The 22,801-nt window shown below is 38.7% G+C and carries 23 protein-coding genes; 17 read left to right on the forward strand and 6 right to left on the reverse strand.

The genetic code is table 11. The features are described from left to right. Genes trpCF through aroF form a run of 5 tightly spaced genes read right to left on the reverse strand, consistent with a single transcriptional unit; the run spans nucleotide 1 to nucleotide 5,660 of the window. Nucleotides 1-1,392, reverse strand: coding sequence for a bifunctional indole-3-glycerol-phosphate synthase TrpC/phosphoribosylanthranilate isomerase TrpF (trpCF, locus tag BI291_RS12235; protein ID WP_074499058.1), 1,392 nt, complete (start codon nucleotides 1,390-1,392; stop codon nucleotides 1-3). Next, a complete protein-coding gene (gene trpD, locus BI291_RS12240; protein WP_217693828.1) occupies nucleotides 1,392-2,408 on the reverse strand; it encodes an anthranilate phosphoribosyltransferase in 1,017 nt (338 codons plus the stop codon). Before trpD ends, trpCF begins: the two co-directional genes overlap by 1 nt. A 2-nt stretch (nucleotides 2,409-2,410) precedes the next feature. Then, nucleotides 2,411-3,019, reverse strand: coding sequence for an aminodeoxychorismate/anthranilate synthase component II (locus tag BI291_RS12245; protein WP_074499077.1), 609 nt, complete (start codon nucleotides 3,017-3,019; stop codon nucleotides 2,411-2,413). A gap of 8 nt (nucleotides 3,020-3,027) precedes the next feature. Then, the gene (locus BI291_RS12250) at nucleotides 3,028-4,647 is read right to left on the reverse strand and encodes an anthranilate synthase component 1 (RefSeq protein ID WP_074499060.1); all 1,620 of its coding nucleotides are present in this window, start codon (nucleotides 4,645-4,647) and stop codon (nucleotides 3,028-3,030) included. Then, complete coding sequence (aroF, locus tag BI291_RS12255; RefSeq protein WP_074499061.1) at nucleotides 4,644-5,660, reverse strand: 3-deoxy-7-phosphoheptulonate synthase; 1,017 nt, start codon at nucleotides 5,658-5,660, stop codon at nucleotides 4,644-4,646. The genes BI291_RS12250 and aroF overlap by 4 nt, the downstream gene beginning before the upstream one ends. 326 nt (nucleotides 5,661-5,986) lie before the next feature. On the opposite strand from aroF, the gene BI291_RS12260 reads away from it, so the two are divergent. From BI291_RS12260 to BI291_RS12340, 17 genes are all read left to right on the forward strand, one after another. After that, nucleotides 5,987-6,847 carry a PHP domain-containing protein gene (locus BI291_RS12260; protein ID WP_175573121.1) on the forward strand — a complete coding sequence of 287 codons (861 nt, stop codon included), beginning with the start codon at nucleotides 5,987-5,989 and terminating at the stop codon, nucleotides 6,845-6,847. A 68-nt stretch (nucleotides 6,848-6,915) separates the two neighbouring features. Then, entirely contained in the window at nucleotides 6,916-7,536 is a 621-nt protein-coding gene (locus BI291_RS12265; RefSeq protein ID WP_074499063.1) for an L-threonylcarbamoyladenylate synthase, read from the forward strand. Nucleotides 7,537-7,598: 62 nt separating this feature from the next. Then, nucleotides 7,599-8,402: a ScpA family protein gene (locus BI291_RS12270; RefSeq protein WP_074499078.1), complete on the forward strand. Its 804-nt coding sequence runs from the start codon at nucleotides 7,599-7,601 to the stop codon at nucleotides 8,400-8,402. Next, complete coding sequence (gene scpB, locus BI291_RS12275; protein WP_074499064.1) at nucleotides 8,395-9,012, forward strand: SMC-Scp complex subunit ScpB; 618 nt, start codon at nucleotides 8,395-8,397, stop codon at nucleotides 9,010-9,012. Before BI291_RS12270 ends, scpB begins: the two co-directional genes overlap by 8 nt. 42 nt (nucleotides 9,013-9,054) lie before the next feature. Further along, nucleotides 9,055-9,918 carry a 23S rRNA pseudouridine(2605) synthase RluB gene (rluB, locus tag BI291_RS12280; protein WP_074499065.1) on the forward strand — a complete coding sequence of 288 codons (864 nt, stop codon included), beginning with the start codon at nucleotides 9,055-9,057 and terminating at the stop codon, nucleotides 9,916-9,918. A 7-nt stretch (nucleotides 9,919-9,925) separates the two neighbouring features. After that, entirely contained in the window at nucleotides 9,926-11,068 is a 1,143-nt protein-coding gene (gene rnd / locus BI291_RS12285) for a ribonuclease D (protein ID WP_074499066.1), read from the forward strand. Nucleotides 11,069-11,122: 54 nt separating this feature from the next. After that, on the forward strand, nucleotides 11,123-11,413 hold the full coding sequence (locus tag BI291_RS12290) for a YcgL domain-containing protein (RefSeq protein WP_074499067.1): 291 nt from the start codon (nucleotides 11,123-11,125) through the stop codon (nucleotides 11,411-11,413). A gap of 12 nt (nucleotides 11,414-11,425) precedes the next feature. Next, complete coding sequence (locus BI291_RS12295) at nucleotides 11,426-12,460, forward strand: lytic transglycosylase domain-containing protein (protein ID WP_074499079.1); 1,035 nt, start codon at nucleotides 11,426-11,428, stop codon at nucleotides 12,458-12,460. Nucleotides 12,461-12,479: 19 nt separating this feature from the next. Further along, on the forward strand, nucleotides 12,480-12,983 hold the full coding sequence (locus BI291_RS12300; RefSeq protein ID WP_074499068.1) for a YcgN family cysteine cluster protein: 504 nt from the start codon (nucleotides 12,480-12,482) through the stop codon (nucleotides 12,981-12,983). Between the two features lie 286 nt (nucleotides 12,984-13,269). Next, nucleotides 13,270-14,457, forward strand: coding sequence for an ABC transporter substrate-binding protein (locus tag BI291_RS12305; RefSeq protein WP_074499069.1), 1,188 nt, complete (start codon nucleotides 13,270-13,272; stop codon nucleotides 14,455-14,457). A gap of 92 nt (nucleotides 14,458-14,549) precedes the next feature. Beyond that, nucleotides 14,550-16,097, forward strand: coding sequence for a Re/Si-specific NAD(P)(+) transhydrogenase subunit alpha (locus BI291_RS12310; RefSeq protein WP_074499070.1), 1,548 nt, complete (start codon nucleotides 14,550-14,552; stop codon nucleotides 16,095-16,097). A 10-nt stretch (nucleotides 16,098-16,107) separates the two neighbouring features. Beyond that, the gene (gene pntB / locus BI291_RS12315) at nucleotides 16,108-17,514 is read left to right on the forward strand and encodes a Re/Si-specific NAD(P)(+) transhydrogenase subunit beta (RefSeq protein WP_074499071.1); all 1,407 of its coding nucleotides are present in this window, start codon (nucleotides 16,108-16,110) and stop codon (nucleotides 17,512-17,514) included. A 48-nt stretch (nucleotides 17,515-17,562) separates the two neighbouring features. Next, nucleotides 17,563-17,802 carry a hypothetical protein gene (locus tag BI291_RS12320; RefSeq protein WP_074499072.1) on the forward strand — a complete coding sequence of 80 codons (240 nt, stop codon included), beginning with the start codon at nucleotides 17,563-17,565 and terminating at the stop codon, nucleotides 17,800-17,802. Nucleotides 17,803-17,812: 10 nt separating this feature from the next. Continuing rightward, nucleotides 17,813-18,085 carry a hypothetical protein gene (locus tag BI291_RS12325; protein ID WP_074499073.1) on the forward strand — a complete coding sequence of 91 codons (273 nt, stop codon included), beginning with the start codon at nucleotides 17,813-17,815 and terminating at the stop codon, nucleotides 18,083-18,085. A gap of 79 nt (nucleotides 18,086-18,164) precedes the next feature. After that, complete coding sequence (locus tag BI291_RS12330) at nucleotides 18,165-19,562, forward strand: sodium:alanine symporter family protein (protein WP_254849574.1); 1,398 nt, start codon at nucleotides 18,165-18,167, stop codon at nucleotides 19,560-19,562. Nucleotides 19,563-19,659: 97 nt separating this feature from the next. Further along, nucleotides 19,660-20,943, forward strand: coding sequence for a DEAD/DEAH box helicase (locus BI291_RS12335; protein WP_074499074.1), 1,284 nt, complete (start codon nucleotides 19,660-19,662; stop codon nucleotides 20,941-20,943). 5 nt (nucleotides 20,944-20,948) lie between these two features. Then, the gene (locus tag BI291_RS12340; protein WP_074499075.1) at nucleotides 20,949-21,608 is read left to right on the forward strand and encodes a hypothetical protein; all 660 of its coding nucleotides are present in this window, start codon (nucleotides 20,949-20,951) and stop codon (nucleotides 21,606-21,608) included. Nucleotides 21,609-21,624: 16 nt separating this feature from the next. Here BI291_RS12340 and BI291_RS12345 read toward each other — a convergent pair whose 3' ends face one another. Beyond that, complete coding sequence (locus tag BI291_RS12345; RefSeq protein ID WP_074499076.1) at nucleotides 21,625-22,515, reverse strand: GGDEF domain-containing protein; 891 nt, start codon at nucleotides 22,513-22,515, stop codon at nucleotides 21,625-21,627. Between the last annotated feature and the right edge of the window lie 286 nt (nucleotides 22,516-22,801).

Consider the following 22,801-nt stretch of genomic DNA (forward strand, 5'->3'; position numbering starts at 1 on the left):
TTAATAATTCCGTATTTGTTCAAACGTATGCGTTAGTTTTTCAGGGCACTTAATGCCGGGTGCTGACTCAACGCCAGAGTTAATATCTAAGCCAAATAAAGCCTGCTCTGTTTGTAAAGCAAGTGCTTGTTTAATGGTTTTGAGTCCAAGGCCACCAGCAATAAAACAGTGGGTAAATAATAAATTACTATCAGTGATTAATTGCCAATTAAATGCCTTTCCGCTCCCTGGCTCTGAGCCATCTAATATCACATGATCTACTTCTGGGTTACTTGTAGTGACTAAAGTAGATTCTATTTTAACCGCTTGCCAAATTTGACAGCTTTCCGGTAGTTTTTGTCGCAGTTCCTTAATGTAAAGCGCTGACTCATCTCCGTGAAGTTGAACAGCGTAAAGGTTAAGTGCTTTTGCACTTTCAACCACGATAGCTAAATCGCAATTAACAAAAACGCCTACGTAATTAAGAGAAGGTACATGTGTAACGATATCTTCTGCTTGTTGTTGCGTAATAAAACGTGCAGATTTTTCAGCAAAAATAAGCCCGCCATAAAGTGCGCCTGATTCAACTGCCAGCTTCGCATTTTTAGCTGAAGTTAAGCCACAGACTTTGTTCTCGCCATAAATAAGTTTACGACAAGCAAGATCAATATCTTGCTGCGCCATGACAGAACTCCCCACTAAGAAGCCATCAACGGCTGGTGCTAGCTCTCTAACTTGTGCATTTGTATAAATGCCTGACTCTGAAATAATAATACGATCATCAGGTATTTTTGGTGCAAATTCAAAAGTACGTGAGATATCAGTGGAAAGATCACGTAAATTACGATTATTTATTCCAATAAGTTTGGCATCTAGTGCTATAGCTCGAGTTAGCTCATCTTCGGTGGATACTTCGGTTAAAATATTGAGGCTTAATTGTTCGGCGATCGTTGCTAATTGCTGATACTCATGATCGTCTAATACACTGAGCATTAATAAAATGGCATCAGCACCGTAGTAGCGTGCAAGATATACTTGGTATGGATCGATAAAAAAGTCTTTATTAAGTACTGGGCAACTAACATGCTCGGTGACAATGTTTAAGTATTCATAGTTACCTTGAAAATATTGTTCGTCGGTTAACACTGAGATGGCTGCGGCATAGTTATCATAGGTTTGACAAATTGACAGTACATCAAAATCTTCACGGATAAGCCCTTTTGAGGGTGAGGCTTTTTTACACTCTAAAATAAACCCAGCACCATTATGACCTTTTGCTCTATCAAGCGCATCATACATATTTTTTGTTGAAGGGGTTAATGTTTCAACAAAGGTAGCTAATGGTTTTTGTTTTTTTAGTGCTTCGATTTCTATGCGTTTGTTAGCAACAATTTTTTCTAATACATTCGCCATTATTGTGCACCTGCTTGATTTGATATAGCGACTAACTGTTCTAGCTTGGTCAAAGCTTCACCCGAGGAGAGCACTTGTTGTGCAACGGAAGCCGCTGCTTTTAAATCGAGAGCTTTACCATGCAAATATAGTAATGCGGCACAGTTAATGATCACTGCACTGTTGTGTGCATCTTCACCGTTACCAGATAAAATTTGTTTAATTATCTCTGCATTTTCCTGAGGCGTCCCACCTTTAATATCATCTAATGAGTAGCGCGATAAGCCAAAGTCTTCCGGTGTGATGGTTTTATTGCTGAGTTGACCATTACTGATTTCACATACTTGAGTTTCACCGTGTAGGGCAATTTCATCTAAGCCACTACCGTGAACAACCCAGCCTTTTTCTACCCCTGTTAATTGCAGGCTTTTTGCCAGAGTTTGGATCAATTCAGGTGTATATACCCCCATCAACATCACTGAGGGTGAAGCAGGGTTCACTAATGGCCCAAGAATGTTGAATAACGTTCTAATGCCCATCGCTTTGCGAACAGGGCCGGCATATTTAAACCCTGGGTGATACGCTGGCGCGTACAAAAAACATAAATTAGCTTGTTGCAAACATTGACTCGCGGTTTCTGGTGTCATAGATAAGTTAACACCAAACGCTTCTAATAAATCTGCAGAGCCTGACATACTTGAAACACTACGGTTACCGTGTTTCGCCATTGGAATACCACATGCAGCTGCTAAAATAGCTGCAGTAGTTGAAATATTAATAGTATTTGCGCCATCACCACCCGTACCTACACAGTCGCTTACTGGCAATGTTTGTGTTGGAAATGAGGTGGCAAATTGTCGAACAGCTACCGCCGCTCCAGCAATTTCTTCAGGTGTTTCACCTTTAATTTTTAATGCCGTTAAGATAGACGCGAGTAATTCCGGCGCGATGTTGCCTTGCATTACGTCGCCAAAAAACGTTTCGGCTTGTGCTTGAGTGAGAGAGTTCCCCTCAACAAGTAATGATAAAACGTTCATGATTATTCCTTTAAAGTTTGTTCAGTTAGGCAACGAATACTTTGCTCTAGTAATGTGCTGCCATAAGTGGTTAATATAGATTCTGGATGAAACTGAAAGCCCATTACGCGGTCAGTTCGGTGAGTTATTGCCATAGGTAGTTGCTCGCCTGAGGCAGCTTCAACGGTTGCTGTTACCGATAATGTGCTTGGAATGTTCAATCCCACTAATGAATGATATCGGGCAACAGGTAAGGGTTGCTCTATGTTTTTAAATGCACCAGTACCACAATGGTTAACGTTTGCGGACTTACCATGAACAATTTCTGGTGCTCGACCTACTTTACCACCGTAGTGCTCTATTAACGCTTGATGACCTAAACAAATACCGAGTATGGGGTATTTTCCAGCTGTTTTTGCGATTAACGCCATTAAACAGCCAGCATGTTCTGGAGACCCTGGTCCAGGCGAAAGCACTAATAATACTTGGTCTGAGCAAGCTTCCATTTGTGCAAGAATAAAATCTGCTGATAACGTGTTGCGGTAAATAACAGGGCTGAAGCCTAGCACGTGAAATTCATCCACTAAGTTATAAGTAAATGAGTCAACGTTATCGAGCATAAAGACCTTTATTTTTTTGCTCATGAGTCACTCTCCTGTGATGAGGAAACGTTTATTAACGTTGCTGCTTTTTGAATTGCGCTGATTACCGCTTGTGCTTTTTGTCGCGTTTCATCAGCTTCAGCTTGTGGATTTGAGTCATATACAACACCCGCACCCGCTTGAATATAGGCGATGTTATTTTTTACAAAAGCACTGCGAATAACAATACAGGTATCCATATCTCCTTCGCCAGTAAGATAGCCTACAGCACCGCCATAACTGCCTCGTCGTTTACCTTCGTGCTGCCTGATCAACGAGGTTGCGCTTACTTTTGGAGCGCCAGATAATGTCCCCATATTCATACAAGCTTGATAGGCATGTAAGGCATCTAATTCATCGGAAAGCGTGCCGCATACACGAGAAACTAAGTGCATCACATGGGAGTATCTATCGGTTTTTAACAAATCTGCCACGTATCTAGTACCAGGTTTACACACGCGTGCAACATCATTTCGGGCTAAATCTACTAGCATAATATGTTCTGCTAATTCTTTTTGATCTTGTCTTAAGGCTAATTCAATGCGGCAATCAAGATCGGGTGAAAAGCTACCATCAGCATTAAAACCACGCGGCCTCGTGCCGGCAATAGGATAAATTTCAACTTGTCTATTATGTTGTTGATACTTAATGGCAGACTCTGGTGAGGCGCCAAACATGCAAAAATCATCGTCTTGTAAGTAAAACATGTAAGGGCTTGGGTTACTTTCTCGTAAACATAGGTAAGCATTGAAAGTGTCTGAGCAAGGCAAGCTAAAAGTACGAGATGGTACCACTTGAAATATATCACCAGCACAAATATGTTCTTTTAAGGTGCTTACGGTATGACAAAATTCTTCGTCACTAACATCAGTTAAAACAGTTAATGGTTCTACTGGTTTTACGTGTGTTTGAGGCGCTGCGATATCTGATTCAACAAGTGCTTTGATATCAGACAAACGACGAGCAATTTCAAAGTGACACTTTTGCTGATCTGGACCAGAGAAAACATTACCAATAACTTCACTAGCGCGTCTTTCATGATCGATAACCACGAGAGTTTCTGCAAGATAAAACACAAAATCAGGGCAGGTGTTTTCACCGCCTTCAACAACCGGTAATGTTTCTGACATTGTGATCATATCAAAGGCAAATGCCCCTGCTAAAAATATGGCAAAAGGGTGATGGTTTTTATTGTCAAAGCGTTTAAATTGTCTTAATGCTTGAAAGGCGTTATCGGCTAACAAACGAGATTTTTCATCAAGTTGTTGATCAACCTCGGGAAAGGTTGCTTTAACTACACCATTTTCTTCTGTTAATGATGCTTGCTTAGCCAAGTTTTCTTTAGCAAAGGCAATTGCAGCTGCGCCATTAAGGGTCAACGGAGTAAAAGTCACGGTAGTGTTGTTGCAAACAATTTTTACTGCTGCATCGATTAATAGTAAACTTTTTAATTGGTGTTTTTTGTCTATTTCTGCGGATTCTAATAATAAGTTGTTCTTTTTGTCACCACATAGTTTCTTAAAAAGCGTTAATGGATCAGGTTGATACCTGGCTTTACCTGACAACGTTGTTACGTAGCCGTAGGTATCATCATTGTGTTGAGTGAATAAGGCATTCATATCGATTTACCTGCAGCTTTAATGAATGGTTTGATATCAGCCATTAAAGTGGCAAAATCGTCAGCGTTAAGTGCTTGGTGCCCGTCAGATAAGGCTTCTGTTGGCTTTAAATGCGTTTCAACAATAATACCGTCCGCACCCACTGCCACAGCTGCTCGAGAAAGTGGATTGATCAACGATTTAACACCCGTTCCATGAGAAGGATCAACCAATACCGGTAAATGAGATTTTTCTTTTAAATAGGCGACTGCATTCAGATCCAATGTATTTCGTGTTGCTGTTTCGAAGGTACGTATGCCACGTTCACATAAAATGACATTGGGGTTGCCGGCATTAATGATGTACTCAGCAGCTAATAAAAGTTCTTCTATGGTCGCGCTCATGCCACGCTTTAACAGCACAGCTTTATCAGAGTGTTTGCCTACGGCTTCCAGTAAACGAAAATTTTGCATATTTCGCGCGCCAATTTGATAACAATCAATGTAATCGTGCATTAATTTGGCATCATTTGGGTCGATGATCTCAGAGACAATATTTAACTGATATTTTTCGCGGGCAGCTTTTAAAAGTTTCAGGCCATCAAGACCTAGACCTTGAAAAGAGTATGGGCTTGTGCGAGGTTTAAACGCGCCGCCGCGTAATAAAGTAATGCCTTGTTTTGATATCATCTCACTGACACCAAACAGTTGCTCTTCGCTTTCAACTGAACAAGGGCCTGCAATCACTGTGAATGCTCCTCCACCGACTTTAATACCACCAATGGATACGATTGAGTCATGAGATTGTAACTCTCGGCTAACGAGTTTATATGGGCTTAAAACGGGTTTTATTTCGTCTACCATTGGATACGCATCTAAATGAAGTTGCGCTAATACGCGTTCATCACCTAATGCTCCTAGGACCGTTCGCTCAATACCCGGCATATATAGTGGTTTGAGCCCAAGGCTTGATATTTTTGTTAATATTTCATTCGCATCTTTTTCTGATGCTTGGGGTTTTAATACAATAATCATGGTTATTCCTAATTTATCTGTTTATGTGTCATCCGGCGTAAATTGGCTGAAGCCACCAGATAAACCAGCTTTTTACTTTTGTAGTTAACATGGTTTTCTCATTAAAAAGTTAAAATAAAAAACCCGCGTAGTAGCACTATGCGGGTTATCTTGAATTTTTAGCAAATACAGCAAACGTTCACAACCCACTATGTTGAGTTATGCCACCACCAAAGGTTCGTTGTTAAAGGTTTTGTTGTTTTCATCTTTTTTTATTGGCTAATAGCCAATTCCCATTTACAATGCGTCTGCCTAAATCCCCTATAGAAAACCTTATTATGACCTTGATGTCAACCGAAAATTTAGCGAGCTTTTCCACGAAACGCGTTGACTTACACAGTCATACTACATGTTCTGACGGCGGTCTTTCGCCTACAGAGCTGATAGACAGAGCCGTTAACTTTCAAATTGATGTGTTAGCTATCACCGATCATGATACCGTAGCAGCGCTTGATATCGCTAAAGGTTATATTCAAGAAAAAAATTATCCATTAACAATCATTGATGGCATTGAAATATCAACTCGGTGGCATAATTTTGAAATTCATATTGTTGGGTTAAATATTCAAGCAGATCACCCTGCATTAGTGTCATTAATTCACTCACAGCAGCAAGCAAGAGAGTTACGTGCGACACTCATTGGTGAAAAACTCGCTAAATGCGGGTTTGATCATGTATATCAACAGGCAAAAGCACTCGCAGGTAAAGGGTCTATTACTCGTGCACACTTTGCAAAAGTGTTATTAAATCAAGGCCATATCAACCATATGCAAGCTGCATTTGATAAATATTTAGGCAAAGGTAAACGGGCATATGTTAAACCTCAGTGGTGTGATATTGAAAACGCAGTTGAGGCCATTCATCTAGCTGGGGGCAGCGCAGTAATCGCCCATCCTATTCGCTATGACATGACAACGAAATGGCTTCGGCGATTAGTGGTAGATTTTAAATCGTGTGGTGGTGACGGTTTAGAAATAGTTTTACCTCAAATGAATAACGAACAACGTAAATTAATGCTAAGCTTTTGTTTGGAGTATGATTTACTTTCATCGTTGGGATCAGACTTTCATTATCCAACTAAATGGGCTGATCTTGGTAAAAATTTAGTGCTTCCAGAACAAGCAATGCCGATTTGGCAAGCTTGGTAAGTATGTATAAATAACGTTTTATCGGTGTTGGTGGCTTTTGTAGTAGCGCAAATTATAAGGAACACGATATGAGTCAATTTTTTTATGTACACCCTGATAATCCACAGGGACGTTTAATGAAGCAAGCGGCTGAAATTATTCACCAAGGTGGCGTTATTGTATATCCCACTGATTCTGGCTATGCCTTGGGGTGCCATATTGGCGATAAAAAAGCGCTTGATAGAATATGTCGTATTCGCGATATTAATAAAGATCATAACTTTACTTTAGTCTGTAAAGATTTATCTGAATTGTCTGAGTACGCAAGAGTTGATAATACGGCATTTAGACTATTGAAAAATAATACGCCTGGCGCGTACACCTTTATCTTTAAAGCCAGCAAAGAAGTGCCAAAACGGTTAATGAATCCGAAGAAAAGAACGATAGGCATCAGAGTTCCAAACAGCGCAATTGTACAAGAATTATTAGCTGCACTAGAAGAGCCTATTATGTCCACTAGCTTAATTATGCCGGGTAATTCAATGGCTGAGTTTGATCCTGAAGAAATTAGAGATAAGTTAGAACATCAAGTAGATTTAATTATTCATGGTGGACACCTAGGGGAACATCCAACAACAGTCGTTGATTTTTCCGAGGGAGATGGGCAAATTATTCGCGTTGGTGAAGGTGACCCAACCCCCTTCGAGTAGTGTATTTTAAATGAGAAAGTTAAGGTAATAATTTGGTTGATTCCACACATACAGCAGGTGAAATGCAGCAACAAGTATTGCCGTTTGCGCTTATTCGTGGTGAAGCGATCATTGAAAAACCCCAAGACTTATTTATTCCTCCAAATGCGTTAGAAGTTATTTTAGAGTCTTTTGAAGGTCCTCTTGATTTACTGTTGTATCTGATAAAAAAACAAAAACTAGATATACTTGATTTACCTATTGCTCCGATTACAACGCAATACATGCATTATGTTGCACTGATGGAAGAGCTTAATATGGAGCTGGCATCTGAATACCTTGTCATGGCTTCAATTCTTGCTGAAATTAAATCCAAATTGTTATTACCTAAACAACCCATTGAAGACGAAGAGTACGATCCGCGTGCCGAGTTAATTAAGCGGTTAAAAGAATACGAAGTGATTAAACAAGCAGCGGAATCTATTGACCAGCTTCCTCGTCTTGAACGGGATTATTTCTGTGCAAAAGCAAGTTTATCTTCCAGTATTGACATAGAAACAGTATTACCTCAAATTGCTTGGCAAGAACTTGTACAAGCGCTACAGGGAGTATTAGCGCGAAACCAAGCATTTGAACATCATCAAATTACGAAAGAAGTGTTATCTACTCGAGAACGAATGACAATGATTCTATCGACACTGGAGAATAATAATGCATCTGCCTTTACGCCATTTGAACAGCTTTTTCAATTTGATGAAGGACGTCAAGGTGTATTGGTTACTTTTCTTGCTATTTTAGAGTTATTAAAAATGCAACGAATTGAATGCCAGCAATCACAACAGTTAGGTGTTATATACATAAGGTTGCAGGAGATAAAAGATGAATGATGCAGCTAACCTGATGTCAGATTCACAGCTCAAATGTTTAATTGAAGCAGCCTTATTTACTGCAGATAAACCATTATCGCTTCAATGGCTTCAAAGCCATACACTTGCTGAATTACACATAAAGAATAAAGTTGTGAAGCGTATTTTGAATGAGTTACAACAAGATTATGAGCAAAGAGGGGTAAACTTAATAGAGGTTGCTTCTGGTTATCGTTTTCAAGTCCCCCTTGAACTCAGTGAAAAAATAGCTCAAGTTGCTCAAAACAAACCGAGTAAATATTCTCGGGCATTATTAGAAACCATAGCGTTAATCGCTTACCGACAACCTATTACACGTGCAGAAATTGAACAAATTCGAGGTGTGGCGGTGAGTAGCCAAATTATTAGAACGTTAACTGAAAGAGAGTGGATAACTGTTATTGGTCAAAAAGAAGTGCCGGGTAAGCCTTCACTTTATGCAACCACGAAACAATTTTTAGATTATTTTTCATTAAATTCGCTAGAACAGTTACCTGATTTACTACCGATCGCAGATTCTGCTATCAACCAAGCGGGGATACAAGATATAATGCATTCTCATGATACACTGACAAAAGAGACAGAGACTTAACAATACATCAATATTGTGCTGTTACTGCCGGGAAATAAAACGATGTCAGAAAAACTACAAAAAGTACTTGCTAGGGCAGGTAAAGGCTCTCGCCGAGAATTGGAAACAATGATCAGTGCAGGCCGAGTAAGTGTTGACGGTAAAGTTGCAAAACTTGGTGACCGCGTTGAAGGTAATGAACAAATTCGCCTTGACGGTCATAACGTTAGCATTCAGCAATCAGAAGAAGAGATTTGCCGTGTTTTAATGTACAACAAACCTGAAGGTGAAATGTGTACACGTAAAGATCCTGAAGGCAGACCAACGGTGTTTGATCGGCTACCGCCTTTAGAGGATTCTCGTTGGATAGCCGTTGGCCGTTTAGATATCAATACCTCAGGTATGTTACTATTTACCACAGACGGTGACTTAGCCAATCGATTAATGCATCCATCACGGAAAGTTGAACGCGAATATGCTGTAAGAGTATTTGGTGAAGTAGATGATGCCATGTTACAGCGTTTGAAAAACGGCGTAAAATTAGAAGATGGCCCAGCAAAATTCCAAGAAATTTATTATCGTGGTGGCGAAGGGCGAAATCATTGGTTTCATGTGGTGATTTCTGAAGGGCGAAACCGTGAAGTTAGACGTTTATGGGAAAGCCAAGACGTTCAAGTGAGCCGCCTTATTCGTGTCAGGTATGGCGATCTTGAATTACAACGTCAATTGCCTTCGGGTGGCTGGACTGAATTGGCATTAAAAGACGTTAATTATTACCGTCAACTGGTTGGCTTACCTATTGAGCGAAAATCGAAAGTAAAAGTTGATGAAAAAGCGATTGATAATGCAAAAGCACGACGTATTCGTCGTAGTGTAAAAAAACATCAGCATCGCAGCATACAAAAAACAAGACGAAGAAGAAGTTAGGTTTACTGTGGTAGAACATTTAATAACAGATCAACAAGCACTCAATGAGTTGTGCCTTCGCTTTTCGACAAAAGATGTGGTTGCAATTGATACTGAATTTGTTCGTACGCGCACGTATTTTCCTAAATTAGGCTTACTACAATTATGTGATGGCGAAGTTGTTGCCTTAATTGATCCATTATCGATAGCAGATTTATCGCCAGTTTGGCAACTGATTGAAAATCCAAAGATCACAAAAGTACTCCATGCCTGTTCTGAAGATGTGGAGATTTTTGTTAATCAGGGAAATTGTTCGCCACAAAATATCATTGATAGCCAAATTGTCATGAGCTTTCTAGGGCATGGGTTATCAATGGGTTATGCCGCCATGATCAAGCATTATCTCGATATCGATCTTGATAAATCAGATTCACGCACCGACTGGATCAAGCGACCTCTAACTGATAGACAGTTAGTTTATGCAAGTGCCGATGTTACACATTTAATTACGGTATACCCATTGTTACTTGATGATATTGAAAAAACGGCTTGGTTAAGTGCAGCAAAAATTGAATCTACGCAGCTTATTGCGAAAAAACAACAAAAAATAGATGAAAATAACCTATATAAAAATGTTAAAACAAGCTGGCGTCTTAACGCAAAACAGCTTAATAATTTAAAATATTTAGCGCGTTGGCGATATCAACAAGCATTAAAACGCGATTTGCCGTTAAGCTTTGTTGCAAAAGATAATACGCTCATGGGGTTAGCTCAATATGCACCAAAAAGCATGAGTGCTATGCTAAATATTGAAGGCGTTGATACGCTAGACATTCGCCATAAAGGCAAACAAATGCTTAGGGTGTTAGAAGAAGCTAGCAAGGTAAGTGCTGAGGATTACCCTGAGAAAATAAAGCGTTTAGATCAATGTACTGGTTATAAGCAGTTATACAAAAAAGTGAAAAACTATGTATCTTCTGTTGCTGTAGACAGTCAAATACCAGTAGAAAATTTGGCATCTAAAAAACAAATAAATCAACTGTTATCTTGGTATTACGAGTTGTCACCATCAACGGCTGATATAGACATTTTGCAAACATGGCGTGGTGAGCTATTTGGTGAGGATTTACTACAACATGCGAAAAATCAATTTAGTTCATTACCGTTGTAATATCAGTAATGATTTCATTATAGATATTATCAAATAATCATTTTAGGTTTTATTATGCTAACGGCTGTATATAAAAGTGCGAAAAAAGCAGAAACATATTTATTTATTAAGCAACGTGATGATTTTTCACAAGTGCCTGAAACATTAATGGCGGTTTTTGGAAAACCAGAATTAGTCACGATTATCAATTTAAATGCAAAAACCAAATTAGGTTTTGCTGATATAGTGAAAGTACAAGAAAGTTTAACTACCCAGGGCTATTATTTACAGTTACCACCACCGAAAGAAGATTTACTTGCTGCACATAAAGCCAGTAAATTAGATACGTTTAACGAAGATCTATAAGTGTTATTACCGATGAAAAATAAAACTTCTTGCTACTTTTTAACCATTACATTATCAATTTTTAGTACAGTTACAGCTGCTAAAGAATTAACCGAAAGTAACTTTGTAAAATATGTTGAACTATTAAAAGCAGAAGCACAACAAAAAGGCTTTTCTACGCAACTTATTGAAGAAAGTTTTGCGAATGTTACTTTTCATAAACGAGCTGTAAAAGCAGATAGAAGCCAACCGGAAAAAGTTGAAACACTAGATACTTATTTACCGAAACGGGTGCCTGATTGGAAAGTAAATAAAGCGAGAGCATTATATAAAGAAAATGAAACTGTTCTAAGAAAAATAAATGAACAATACGGTGTTCAGCCAAGATTTATTGTTGCGCTGTGGGGGTTAGAAACGAACTTCGGGAAAATAATGGGCAATTATAATGTTATTTCGGCATTAAGTACGCTTGCCTTTGAAGGACGAAGAGAAGCTTTCTTTAAAAAAGAGTTATGGGCTGCTATGACAATATTGCAACAAGGGCATATTGAAGCTGCAAATATGAAAGGTTCTTGGGCAGGCGCTATGGGGCAAAACCAATTTATGCCAAGCTCATTTTTAGCCTATGCTGTTGACGGTGATGGTGATGGTAAAAAAGATATTTGGGGTAATAAAGCAGATGTGTTTGCTTCCATGGCCAATTATCTTGTGCAAGAGGGCTGGAACGGGAATTACACATGGGGAAGACAGGTTTTATTACCTGAAGGGTTTGATTATAGCTTGGCGATCCCTAAAAACACTGGCGGTCGCTCAAACTGGTTAAAGGCGTGGGCGAAGCAAGAGAAGCCAATGGCAGAATGGCAAGCATTAGGTATTAGACGCACTGATGGTACAGATCTACCTAAAGTAGATATAAAGGCGGCATTGGTGTTTCCCGATGATAAAAACGGTCGTGTTTATTTAGCTTATAACAATTATAAAAGTTTAATGCATTGGAATTTATCGTATTATTTCGTGAGTTCGGTAGGTCACTTATCTGATCGTATCAAATTTCCACCTATTCAATAGTGTCTAGAGGTTTACTATTTTGACATTACCTTTTTGGCAAACGAAGTCACTTAATGAAATGACACGTCAAGAGTGGGAGTCGCTGTGTGACGGTTGTGCAAAATGCTGTTTGCATAAATTTATCGATGATGAAAACACCACAGAAACAACTGAGTTACAACCCACAGACTATATCGCCGATGGTGAGAATATGGTGTATGCCAATATAGCTTGTGATTTGTTAAATGATAAAACATGCCAATGCACGCAATACGCTAAAAGAACGACATTAGTGCCAGATTGTGTGCAATTAACGCAAGATAACCTTGATGATGTGTTTTTCATGCCCCCAAGTTGTACTTATCGCAGGCTTAAAGAAGGACGAGGCATGCCGTCATGGCATCCGTTGTTGCATAAAGGTAAAAAGTCAGCAATGCATAAAGCAGGTATGTCGGTACGTGGTAAAATTATTAAAGACAATGAAGTTGATGTCGAATATTTTGATGATTATATCGTCACGTGGCCGTTAGCAGATATTGACTAGAAGCACACGATAAAACGATGCCCCTGATGGATTAAAAATTGAAGAAGTAACTTCGAAAAGCAAACTAGGTTAGTTTTTAGGTGTATCCCCAAGAAATCTATACAGAGTTCTCAAAATCACTTTATCAGTAACGATAATTTAGCGAAACAATTACCTTTTAAAAATAATAGGTTGCATTATTATTCATCTTAATTAAGATGAAGTTAACGTTTTGTTTACATTTTGCAGTGATAACATGCTTTATTTGTTTAATATTCAGTACGTAAGACTTTTAGTTTGTCTTATTATGCTTGTACTAACAGGCTCGGCTCATGCTGAAAAGAATATTATTAATTTCGCTGTTTTAGCTCATTCAGAACAACAAGAAGCAGTGTTACGCCAACAAATTTTACTATTCGAACGTTTGAATCCACATATCAGAGTACGTTTACGTATGCTTGATGGTAAAAACTATCCTGAACTCTTATCTAATTATAAAAAAGTAGCGAACAGTGTTGATGTATTAAATTGGTATTCAGGTAATCGATTAAAACAGTTAATCAATGAACACTATATTACTTCTATTGATGAGTTTTGGTATCAGAATAACCTTCAAGCACTTTTTAGTGATGCAACTATTGAGCAGGTGAGCTACCAAGAGCGTATTTTTGCTGTTCCGTTTAGTATGTATGTTTGGGATATCTACTATAAGAAAAGTGTTTTCGAAAAGTTTGGTTTAACTGCGCCGACTACGTGGCAAGAGTTTTTACATATAGCTAATACGCTAAAACATCATGGAATTTCACCAATAGGTTTAGGATCTGAGCCACCTTGGCAGGTAGCAGCATGGTTTGACTATTTAATGTTGCGAATTAATGGTGCTCATCTATATAAAAAACTTATTTCAGGGGAGCTGTCATTTACTTCTCAAGAGGTTGTGGCTGTTTTTACACATTGGAAAAACTTAATAGAGCAAGACTTTTTTATCAACAATCATCGTCAGTTTGATGGCGAAGAAATCATGCCGTTACTTTATCGTGAAGAGATAGGTATGAATCTTAGTGGCAGCTTTTCGTTAAGTGGTATGCCAAATTATGTGCAAAAGAGCGTTGGATTATTTCCTTTTCCTCAAGTTGGGAAAAATAAAGATCACAGCATTTTAGCGCCAATGTCTGCGCTAATGCTTACTGCACAGGGTAGAGCTAAACCTGAAAGCAAAACCTTGCTTGCTTTTTTTAGTCAATACAAAACCCAGCGTATGATTAATGATGCTATGGCGACTATGTCTCCGATCCTCTACCAAGATGATGTGCATTCAAAGCTTATCAATGAGATCCACAGTGCTGAGCATATTTTCCAATTTTTAGATCGCGAAATGCCTTTTGAAATGGCTGAGTTTAGTAAGCGTACTATGGCGGACTTTCTTAAACATCAAAACATTAAAAAAGTGACAGAGTCATTAGAAGCATTTCGCCTTCAACAACAAAAACATTAACTATTACGGACTAAACCGCTTAAATAGCTTGAATTATCACCAATAAACGGTTAATTATTTAACAAAAGAACAATAATTAACTAAGGCCTACTATGATCATTGGTGTTGTTAAAGAGTCACAACGGGGTGAAAATCGTGTGGCAGCCTCTCCCACAAGTGTCTCCGCATTAATTAAACTAGGATTCATCGTTTACGTTCAAAAAGGAGCAGGTTCAAAGGCCAGCTTTGAAGAACAGGCTTATATTGATGCTGGCGCTGAAATTGTGCCTAAAAAGAAGTGTTGGCAATGTGATTTGCTGTTAAAAGTAAACGCACCTACCGTTGATGAAATTGAACAAATTAAAGAGGGTGCAACACTTATTAGCTTCATTTCTCCGGCACAATCACCTGATCTATTAAAGCGCTTAAAAGAGAAGTCAATTACAACGTTAGCTATGGATATGGTGCCAAGAATGACACGGTCTCAATCGCTTGATGCCTTAAGTTCAATGGCGAACATTGCTGGATATAGAGCAGTAATTGAAGCAACTAACGCATTTGGTCGCTTTTTAACAGGCCAAATAACCGCAGCTGGAAATTTACCACCAGCGAAAATATTAATTATTGGTGCTGGAGTGGCTGGTCTTGCAGCAATAGGCACCGCCGGTAGTTTAGGCGCTATCGTTCGTGCCTTCGATACTCGCCCAGAAGTTCAAGAGCAAATTGAAAGTATGGGAGCCGAATTTTTAGTACTCGATTACCAAGAAGAAGAGTCTTTAGCATCAACAGATGGTTATGCGAAAGAAATGAGCAAGGCATTTATAGACGCCGAAATGGCGTTGTTTGCTGAACAAGCTCAAGATGTTGATATTATTATTACTACTGCAATGATCCCCGGCAAAAAATCACCAACGCTTATCACAGAAACAATGATTAAATCAATGAAGCCAGGTTCAGTGATTGTTGATTTAGCGGCAGCAGGTGGTGGTAACTGCGAGTTGACGACAGCAGGAAAGGTGATCAATAAGCATGGTGTTACTATTATTGGTTATACCGATTTGGTGTCACGGTTACCCAATCAATCTTCTCAACTTTATGCAAATAACTTGGTTAACTTACTTAAATTACTGTGCAAAGAGGGCAATGGTGAAATTTCACTAGATGTTGAAGATCAAGTTATTCGAAACATGCTTGTAATTCAAGGCGATGAAATTATGTTTCCACCGCCGGAAATAAAAATTAGTGCAACGTCGACTAAACCGGATAATAAAATTCCACATCAAGATGAAAAACGACAGAAAAATACGGATTTAGCTGAAACATCCACAAATAAACTCGGCTTTGCTATTGGCGGCTCTTTACTTTTTGCTTGGATCGCAAGTGTCGCCCCAAGCGACTTTCTCGCGCATTTTACTGTATTCGTATTGGCTTGCATTATCGGTTATTACGTTGTTTGGAACGTAACGCATGCATTGCATACTCCTTTGATGAGCGTAACGAATGCGATATCGGGCATCATTATTGTTGGCGCGTTATTGCAGGTTGGTTCTGAAAATATAATCGTTCAGGTGCTTGCAGGTATCGCAATTCTTATTGCGACCATTAATATTGTGGGTGGCTTTTTTGTCACTAAACGCATGTTAAAAATGTTTAAAAAATAAGGAACAGCTCATGGAATTATCTTACGGGTTAATCGGAGCTGCTTATTTAATTGCGGCAGTATTATTTATTTTGAGTCTATCAGGGTTGAGCAAACAAGAAACTGCGCAATCAGGTAATTATTTTGGTATGGCAGGAATGGCCATTGCTCTACTTGCTACATTAGCAGATCCACGCGTTGATAATGTGCTAGTGATCATTGTTGCCATGTTAATAGGTAGTGTCATTGGTTTAAAGTTAGCTAAACAAGTTGAAATGACACAAATGCCTGAACTTGTTGCTATCTTACATAGCTTTGTAGGCTTAGCTGCGGTATTGGTGGGCTTTAATAGCTACTTCGCAATGGATCATCATCTACTACAAGTATTAACTGACACACAAATTATCAGTGTTAATATTCATTTAACTGAAATATTTCTTGGGGTCTTTATTGGTGCAGTTACCTTCACTGGCTCGATCGTTGCCTTTGGTAAACTAAGAGGTATTATTAATTCATCCGCGCTAATGTTACCACATCGTCATAAAATGAATTTAGCCGCAGGTATTGTTTGTACCTTTTTAATGATCTCTTTCGTGAAACAAGGGGGAGGAGATTTTATTCTATTTGTGATGACGGCAATAGCATTACTGTTTGGTTGGCATTTGGTAGCGTCTATTGGTGGTGCAGATATGCCAGTGGTTGTTTCCATGTTAAATTCATATTCTGGTTGGGCGGCAGCGGCTGCTGGTTTTATGTTAAGTAACGATTTACTTATCATCACCGGTGCTTTGGTAGGCTCTTCAGGAGCGATTTTATCTTACATAATGTGCAAAGCGATGAACCGCTCGTTTATTAGTGTGATTGCTGGCGGTTTTGGTACAGAAGTGTTGGTTGATCATGATAAAGATTATGGTAGTTATTGTGAAACTGAGTCAAGTGAAGTAGCAAATCTACTATCAGATGCAAAAACAGTGGTTATTACCCCAGGCTATGGCATGGCTGTTGCGCAAGCGCAATATCCTGTTTATGAGCTTACTCAACAATTACAAGCTAAAGGTGTCGAGGTTAAGTTTGCTATTCATCCCGTTGCGGGACGTTTACCTGGTCATATGAATGTATTACTTGCTGAAGCAAAAGTGCCTTATGATATTGTATTAGGCATGGATGAAATTAATCAGGATTTTCAGCACACCGATGTGGTATTGGTTATTGGTGCTAATGACACGGTAAATCCTGCTGCGGCAGAAGATCCTAATAGCCCTATTGCTGGTATGCCAGTATTAGAGGTATGGCATGCTAAAAATGTCATTGTTTTTAAACGTTCAATGAATACCGGTTATGCGGGTGTACAAAACCCACTGTTTTTTAAAGATAATACTAAAATGTTATTTGGTGATGCAAAAGAGTCAGTGAATAACATTATTGCTGCGGTAGAATAAACATAGATTTCTCTTGATAAGTGTCAACAAAACCAGAGAGCATACAATATGAGCGTTAAATTTTGGCTAAAACGAGCTTGCTTAGTTTATGCCGCAGTATTTATATTATTATTCATTTCTGAATGTATTAAAGGTCACAAAATTATCGATGGGTTAATTTTCGCTTTAGAGTGGTCTTTACTTTCTACCATGGTGTTTATTAGCACGCGTTTGTATTACGTGCGTAAAGGAAAGTCGTGTGCGTTGTGTAATGACATGCCAATGAAAAGTGATAAAGGGGACATTTAAGATTACTGAATTGACCCGTTTATCTCATTACCAACTCGCAACAATTATTGGTATTTTTGGCATTATTATTGCGCTTTTATTTCATCTGATCCATTTTTATTTTGTTGATCTTTCTCTTTTCGGTTATCGCGTGCTTTTAGCGCCAGGTATGTTTGTGTTAAGTCTTTTTACAGAAGAGCTCAGCTATAAAATAAAAATGCTGCTGATGCTTTCAGGTCAATTTATGGGTTATGCTGCTGGCTATATTGTATTCGTATGGATCCAAAACAACATTGCCGATTAAACCATTAATTTACTATTGCAACTAATAAACCAACAGATTCTTTGTTATCCTAACGAAAACAAACAAATAGAGTGAACGTGTGATTTTTGATGCTGTGGGCCAAATCAATGGCTATTTATGGGGTAGTATTTTAATTTACCTTTTAACGGGGTGTGGTGTTTGGTTCTCAATTCGGTTGAAGTTTATTCAGCTACGTCATTTCTTTCATATGTTTACTTTATTACGTTTTAGCCGACAAAAAAGTCAACATGGTATTTCATCCTTTCAAGCATTATGTACCTCGTTAGCCGCGCGAGTTGGTACGGGAAACTTAATGGGCGTGGCTGTGGCCATATCTTTAGGTGGTGCTGGTGCTGTTTTTTGGATGTGGGTCATCGCCTTTGTTGGTATGGCAACAGCTTTTGCAGAAAGCCTGCTTGGCCAGTTATATAAAGAGAAAGATGCAAATGGTAACTTTCGCGGTGGCCCAGCTTACTATATGCGCAAAGGGCTAAACAGTAAGTTCTTAGCAATCACCTTTTCATTGTGTTTATTTTTTGGGTATGGTTTTGTTTTTAGTTCAGTACAAGCGAACTCTATTACTGATGCCTTTTCTGGTTCCTTTGGTGTTGAACCCATTTATACAGGGATCTTTATAGCCATACTAACCGCTTGGGTTGTAATGGGCGGCTTAAAAAATATTGCTCGTTTTTCTGAAATCATTGTCCCTTTTATGGGCGTAGCGTATTTACTTATTTGTTTAGTTGTAATGGGGATGAATGTTGAGCATTTACCTGGCATATTTGCACTTATTGTTAAGTCTGCGCTGGGCTTAGAGCAAGCAGGAGGCGGCCTTGTTGGTGCGGCAATTGTGCAAGGGGTGAAAAGAGGTTTGTATTCAAATGAAGCGGGTATGGGTAGCGCTCCTAATGTGGCTGCCGCCGCAACAACATACCCTGCACATCCTGCCTCACAAGGTTACATTCAGATGTTAGCGGTGTTTTTTGATACCATTATTATTTGTACTTGTACGGCTTGCTTAATTTTATTATTTGACAATGCTGAGCAGGGAATTCAAGGCATACAACTGACTCAGCAAGCATTAGCTTCTCAAGTAGGAGCATGGGGGAGTGACTTTATTACCATCGCGATTTTATTTTTTGGTTTTACGTCAATCATTGCCAGCTTTGCCTACGCAGAAACAAATTTAAAATACTTAAGATTGGATACACTTTTAGGTCACTGGTTTTTACGTATTGGCTTTTTATTCATGTTAATTTTTGGCTCCGTTGCTAGCTTACCTCAAGTGATCGCATTGGCAGATTTATCAACAGGTGTCATGACGATAATCAATGTGATAGCGCTGTTTTTACTTTCCAAAGTTATTATTCATGTGACGAAAGATTATCACCAACAAATGAAAAATAATGTATTGCCAAGTTATCAACCTAATGAAGCAGAGAAAGAAAAATTTAAATTAACGCCAAAAGTTTGGTAATGCTTCAGCTTAAATAACAAATCGCGTGATAAAAGTACTACAACAACATTGAAACTTGTTATACTTCGCGCGATTTTTTAGGTTTAAGGTGAATATCGTGAGTGTAGATGCAATTGGCTTATCAGCAGACTTATTGAAAGCGGTTAAAGCGTGTGGTTATAAAACGCTAACGCCGATACAGCAAAACGCTATACCTGCTATTCGAGCTGGGCATGATGTATTAGCAAGTGCACAAACAGGTACAGGGAAAACTGCAGCATTTACCTTACCCATTCTTGATCTACTTGCGCAACAAAGGACGAATGAACAAGCGTCTTTACGTGCAGTTATATTAACGCCTACCCGAGAACTTGCTATGCAAGTTGCCACGAATATTGAACAATACAGTCAATTTTTACCACTTAAATCTGGCGTTATCTTTGGTGGTGGGAAAATGGCAAGTCAAGCAAATATGTTAAAAGCAGGGCTTGATATTTTAGTAGCAACCCCAGGCCGCTTGTTAGAGCACATGGCATTGCGTAATGTCTCATTATCTCAAGTGAAACATTTAGTACTTGATGAAGCCGATCGTATGTTAGATATGGGCTTCTTAACAGATATTGAACGTATTCGTGAAGGTATCAAGGTATCACCACAAACCATGTTATTTTCAGCAACATTTTCTGAAAAGGTGAAAACATTAGCACAACAAATGTTAACTCACCCAAAAATGATTGAAGTAGCGAAACAAAATACCACCTCAGGAAAAGTAAAACAGTTTGTTTACCGAGTCAGTGAAGCACGAAAGCGAGAATTACTGTCTGAATTAATTGGTGTGAATAATTGGCAACAAGTGTTAGTTTTTGCTGGCACTAGAGAAAGTGCCAATCAACTGGCGAAAGAATTGAAACTAGATGGCATTAAAGCTAGTTTGTGCCACGGTGAAAAATCGCAAGGAGCGCGCAACAAAGCGTTAGCGCAATTTACCTCAGGCGAGGTTAGAGTGTTAGTTGCAACTGATGTGGCAGCTCGAGGCCTCGATATTCCTGATCTTCCATATGTTGTCAATTTCCATTTACCGTTTTTAGCAGAAGATTACGTGCATCGCATTGGCCGTACCGGGCGCGCAGGTAAAACCGGCACTGCAGTTTCTTTAGTGAGCCCTAAAGATGAAAAATTTTTAGCTAATATAGAAGTATTAATTAATAGAAAGTTCGAACATGTTGTACTCGCAGGTTATGAATTTGATCCGATGACTGAGCGAAAACAACCGAGAAGTGATAAAACAAAGCCAGCAAGTAAAAACCGCTACCAATCAACGCGTGATAAAAATCAGTTGATTAAGAAAAAACAAAGCGTAACCAGTAAAGCCAATGCTAAGGTTAAAAAGAAACGTAAATAAGCGTTATGGTAAAGCACTTAATTACTGAAGCCCCTTTTGCTTATCGTTTTACTTGTTGGTTCTGCGGAGAGCCAACAAATAAAACATTTTCTTTTCCACAACACAGCCATTATGTACCTGATTGTGTTCATCCCCCGATTACCCTTTATACTTGTGCCGAATGTTTGCGTTGGGCAAATACTGCGCATGTAGATAATGTTTGGCAGGTCAGGTTTGTCGTAAAAAAAGCGTTAATAAAACATTATAAAAAACATCTCGCTATTGGTATTAATTGGACAAAGAAATCGCTTGAAGAAAGCGGTTTTGAACTGGGTAACTTTGCTTCTTTTCAAAGAAGTGCTTGGATGATGTATGAAATAGCACGCGATAGAGTAAACTTTTCAGGTTGGCCATTAGAAGTTAATGGAAAGACACTGGACGCTTCATCTGCCTTTTTAACACAACCTTTCTGGTTTGACGGTGTTGAATATCCTTCAATTGAGCAAGCGATTAATCAATATGCAGAAAATTTTTCATTAAATAAACATTATTTAAAGCAAGTGTTGTCTGTTGTCGGAAAAGAAAAATTTTCATTGGCAATTAGGTTCTGTCGTGTGCAGGTTGGGGCCACACCACAAGAAAGAGCATACGCATTACGAATGCTCAGTGTAGATTATACAAAGTAGTAGCTTACAAAATCGATTAAATAATACTTAAGCGACACGGCTTTGCTAGTTTTTGTTGATAAAGGCAATTATCGGCACGTTCGAATAACGAATATTCATTATCTGCTCTTGTCATTAATGCACAGCCTATTGAGCTACTGACCTCATATCTTGCAAGTAAGCTATTAGTATTCACTGAATGTTGTAATCTACTTTCAATTATCGTTAGTGCTTGTTCATCTGCGTTTTCGACAATGATTGCAAATTCATCACCGCCGAATCTAAATAAACTTTCAGAGTCTCTTACACTTTCAATTAATGCTTGAGCAAAATGGGTTAACACTTGATCGCCAACATGATGTCCATGGTTATCGTTCACGGCTTTAAATTTATTTAAATCACACACAATTAAGCCGACTTTAGTGCCTTGTCTATTGGCATGATGCATTGCGCGTTTAATTTGTTGATCAAAATGACGTCTATTGCCTAACCCCGTTAAACCGTCTTGCATTGCTAAGCTAAGTGCTTGCTGATATAGCATTGCATTATTTAGCGGGTGTACTAATAACGTGTGCAAGTTCTTTAACATATTATAAGAGGCCAATGGCATTGGCTTGTTTAAGGCGTATGTTAATGTACCGATATAACGCTTATTGACTTTAAGCTCAAAATGTCGCTCTTTTCTTGCAAGTTTACTTCCACGCATTTCACCACTAGTAACATCATTTTTAAAGTAAAGCCCAGTAAAATCGACAAATTTCGTTACTTCCATGGCAAAAATATTGAGAATAGTATCAATATCTAAGCTTGTTTGAAGTTGTTCTGCTAAGGCTAGTTTTCGAGAATTATTTTGACGGTCTTGCGTATCAAATAACCTAAACGCGTTAAATTCAACGTGATCGCTATTGACCAAATTAAGCGTTTGCATAAAAGCACCTCTATAAAGTAATTATACTCTTTAAGCAAATAAAGTGCCGAATATGTAAGCTGTTGATTATTAAGTGGCAGTTTATCCGTTAGGTACCGGTTTAGTGGCAATTTATTTTAGTTCTCAGCTTTTGTCGGCATCTTGACGGCAATTATTGCCGCTAAGCAGAAACATTGAAACTGATAAAATGACTAGAGCGTGTTGATCTTTGCTGTTTAAGTTTTGTTCAAATTAAACGCCTTCTGATCGCGGCACTTGGATTATTGCATAGTCATTCTATGGTTAA

Origin of the sequence: Thalassotalea sp. PP2-459, assembly GCF_001913705.1 — a bacterium.
GTDB lineage: Bacteria > Pseudomonadota > Gammaproteobacteria > Enterobacterales > Alteromonadaceae > Thalassotalea_C > Thalassotalea_C hakodatensis.

Bases quoted from the DNA above. Each gene is read 5' to 3' on its own strand.
- rluB (WP_074499065.1), top strand. From the start codon at position 9,055: ATGTCAGAAAAACTACAAAAAGTACTTGCTAGGGCAGGTAAAGGCTCT.
- BI291_RS12270 (WP_074499078.1), top strand. From the start codon at position 7,599: ATGCAGCAACAAGTATTGCCGTTTGCGCTTATTCGTGGTGAAGCGATC.
- BI291_RS12345 (WP_074499076.1), bottom strand. From the start codon at position 22,515: ATGCAAACGCTTAATTTGGTCAATAGCGATCACGTTGAATTTAACGCG.
- BI291_RS12295 (WP_074499079.1), top strand. From the start codon at position 11,426: ATGAAAAATAAAACTTCTTGCTACTTTTTAACCATTACATTATCAATT.
- BI291_RS12310 (WP_074499070.1), top strand. From the start codon at position 14,550: ATGATCATTGGTGTTGTTAAAGAGTCACAACGGGGTGAAAATCGTGTG.
- BI291_RS12340 (WP_074499075.1), top strand. From the start codon at position 20,949: ATGGTAAAGCACTTAATTACTGAAGCCCCTTTTGCTTATCGTTTTACT.
- BI291_RS12265 (WP_074499063.1), top strand. From the start codon at position 6,916: ATGAGTCAATTTTTTTATGTACACCCTGATAATCCACAGGGACGTTTA.
- BI291_RS12305 (WP_074499069.1), top strand. From the start codon at position 13,270: ATGCTTGTACTAACAGGCTCGGCTCATGCTGAAAAGAATATTATTAAT.
- BI291_RS12250 (WP_074499060.1), bottom strand. From the start codon at position 4,647: ATGAATGCCTTATTCACTCAACACAATGATGATACCTACGGCTACGTA.
- pntB (WP_074499071.1), top strand. From the start codon at position 16,108: ATGGAATTATCTTACGGGTTAATCGGAGCTGCTTATTTAATTGCGGCA.
- BI291_RS12290 (WP_074499067.1), top strand. From the start codon at position 11,123: ATGCTAACGGCTGTATATAAAAGTGCGAAAAAAGCAGAAACATATTTA.
- BI291_RS12260 (WP_175573121.1), top strand. From the start codon at position 5,987: ATGTCAACCGAAAATTTAGCGAGCTTTTCCACGAAACGCGTTGACTTA.
- trpD (WP_217693828.1), bottom strand. From the start codon at position 2,408: ATGAACGTTTTATCATTACTTGTTGAGGGGAACTCTCTCACTCAAGCA.
- aroF (WP_074499061.1), bottom strand. From the start codon at position 5,660: ATGATTATTGTATTAAAACCCCAAGCATCAGAAAAAGATGCGAATGAA.
- BI291_RS12320 (WP_074499072.1), top strand. From the start codon at position 17,563: ATGAGCGTTAAATTTTGGCTAAAACGAGCTTGCTTAGTTTATGCCGCA.
- trpCF (WP_074499058.1), bottom strand. From the start codon at position 1,392: ATGGCGAATGTATTAGAAAAAATTGTTGCTAACAAACGCATAGAAATC.
- scpB (WP_074499064.1), top strand. From the start codon at position 8,395: ATGAATGATGCAGCTAACCTGATGTCAGATTCACAGCTCAAATGTTTA.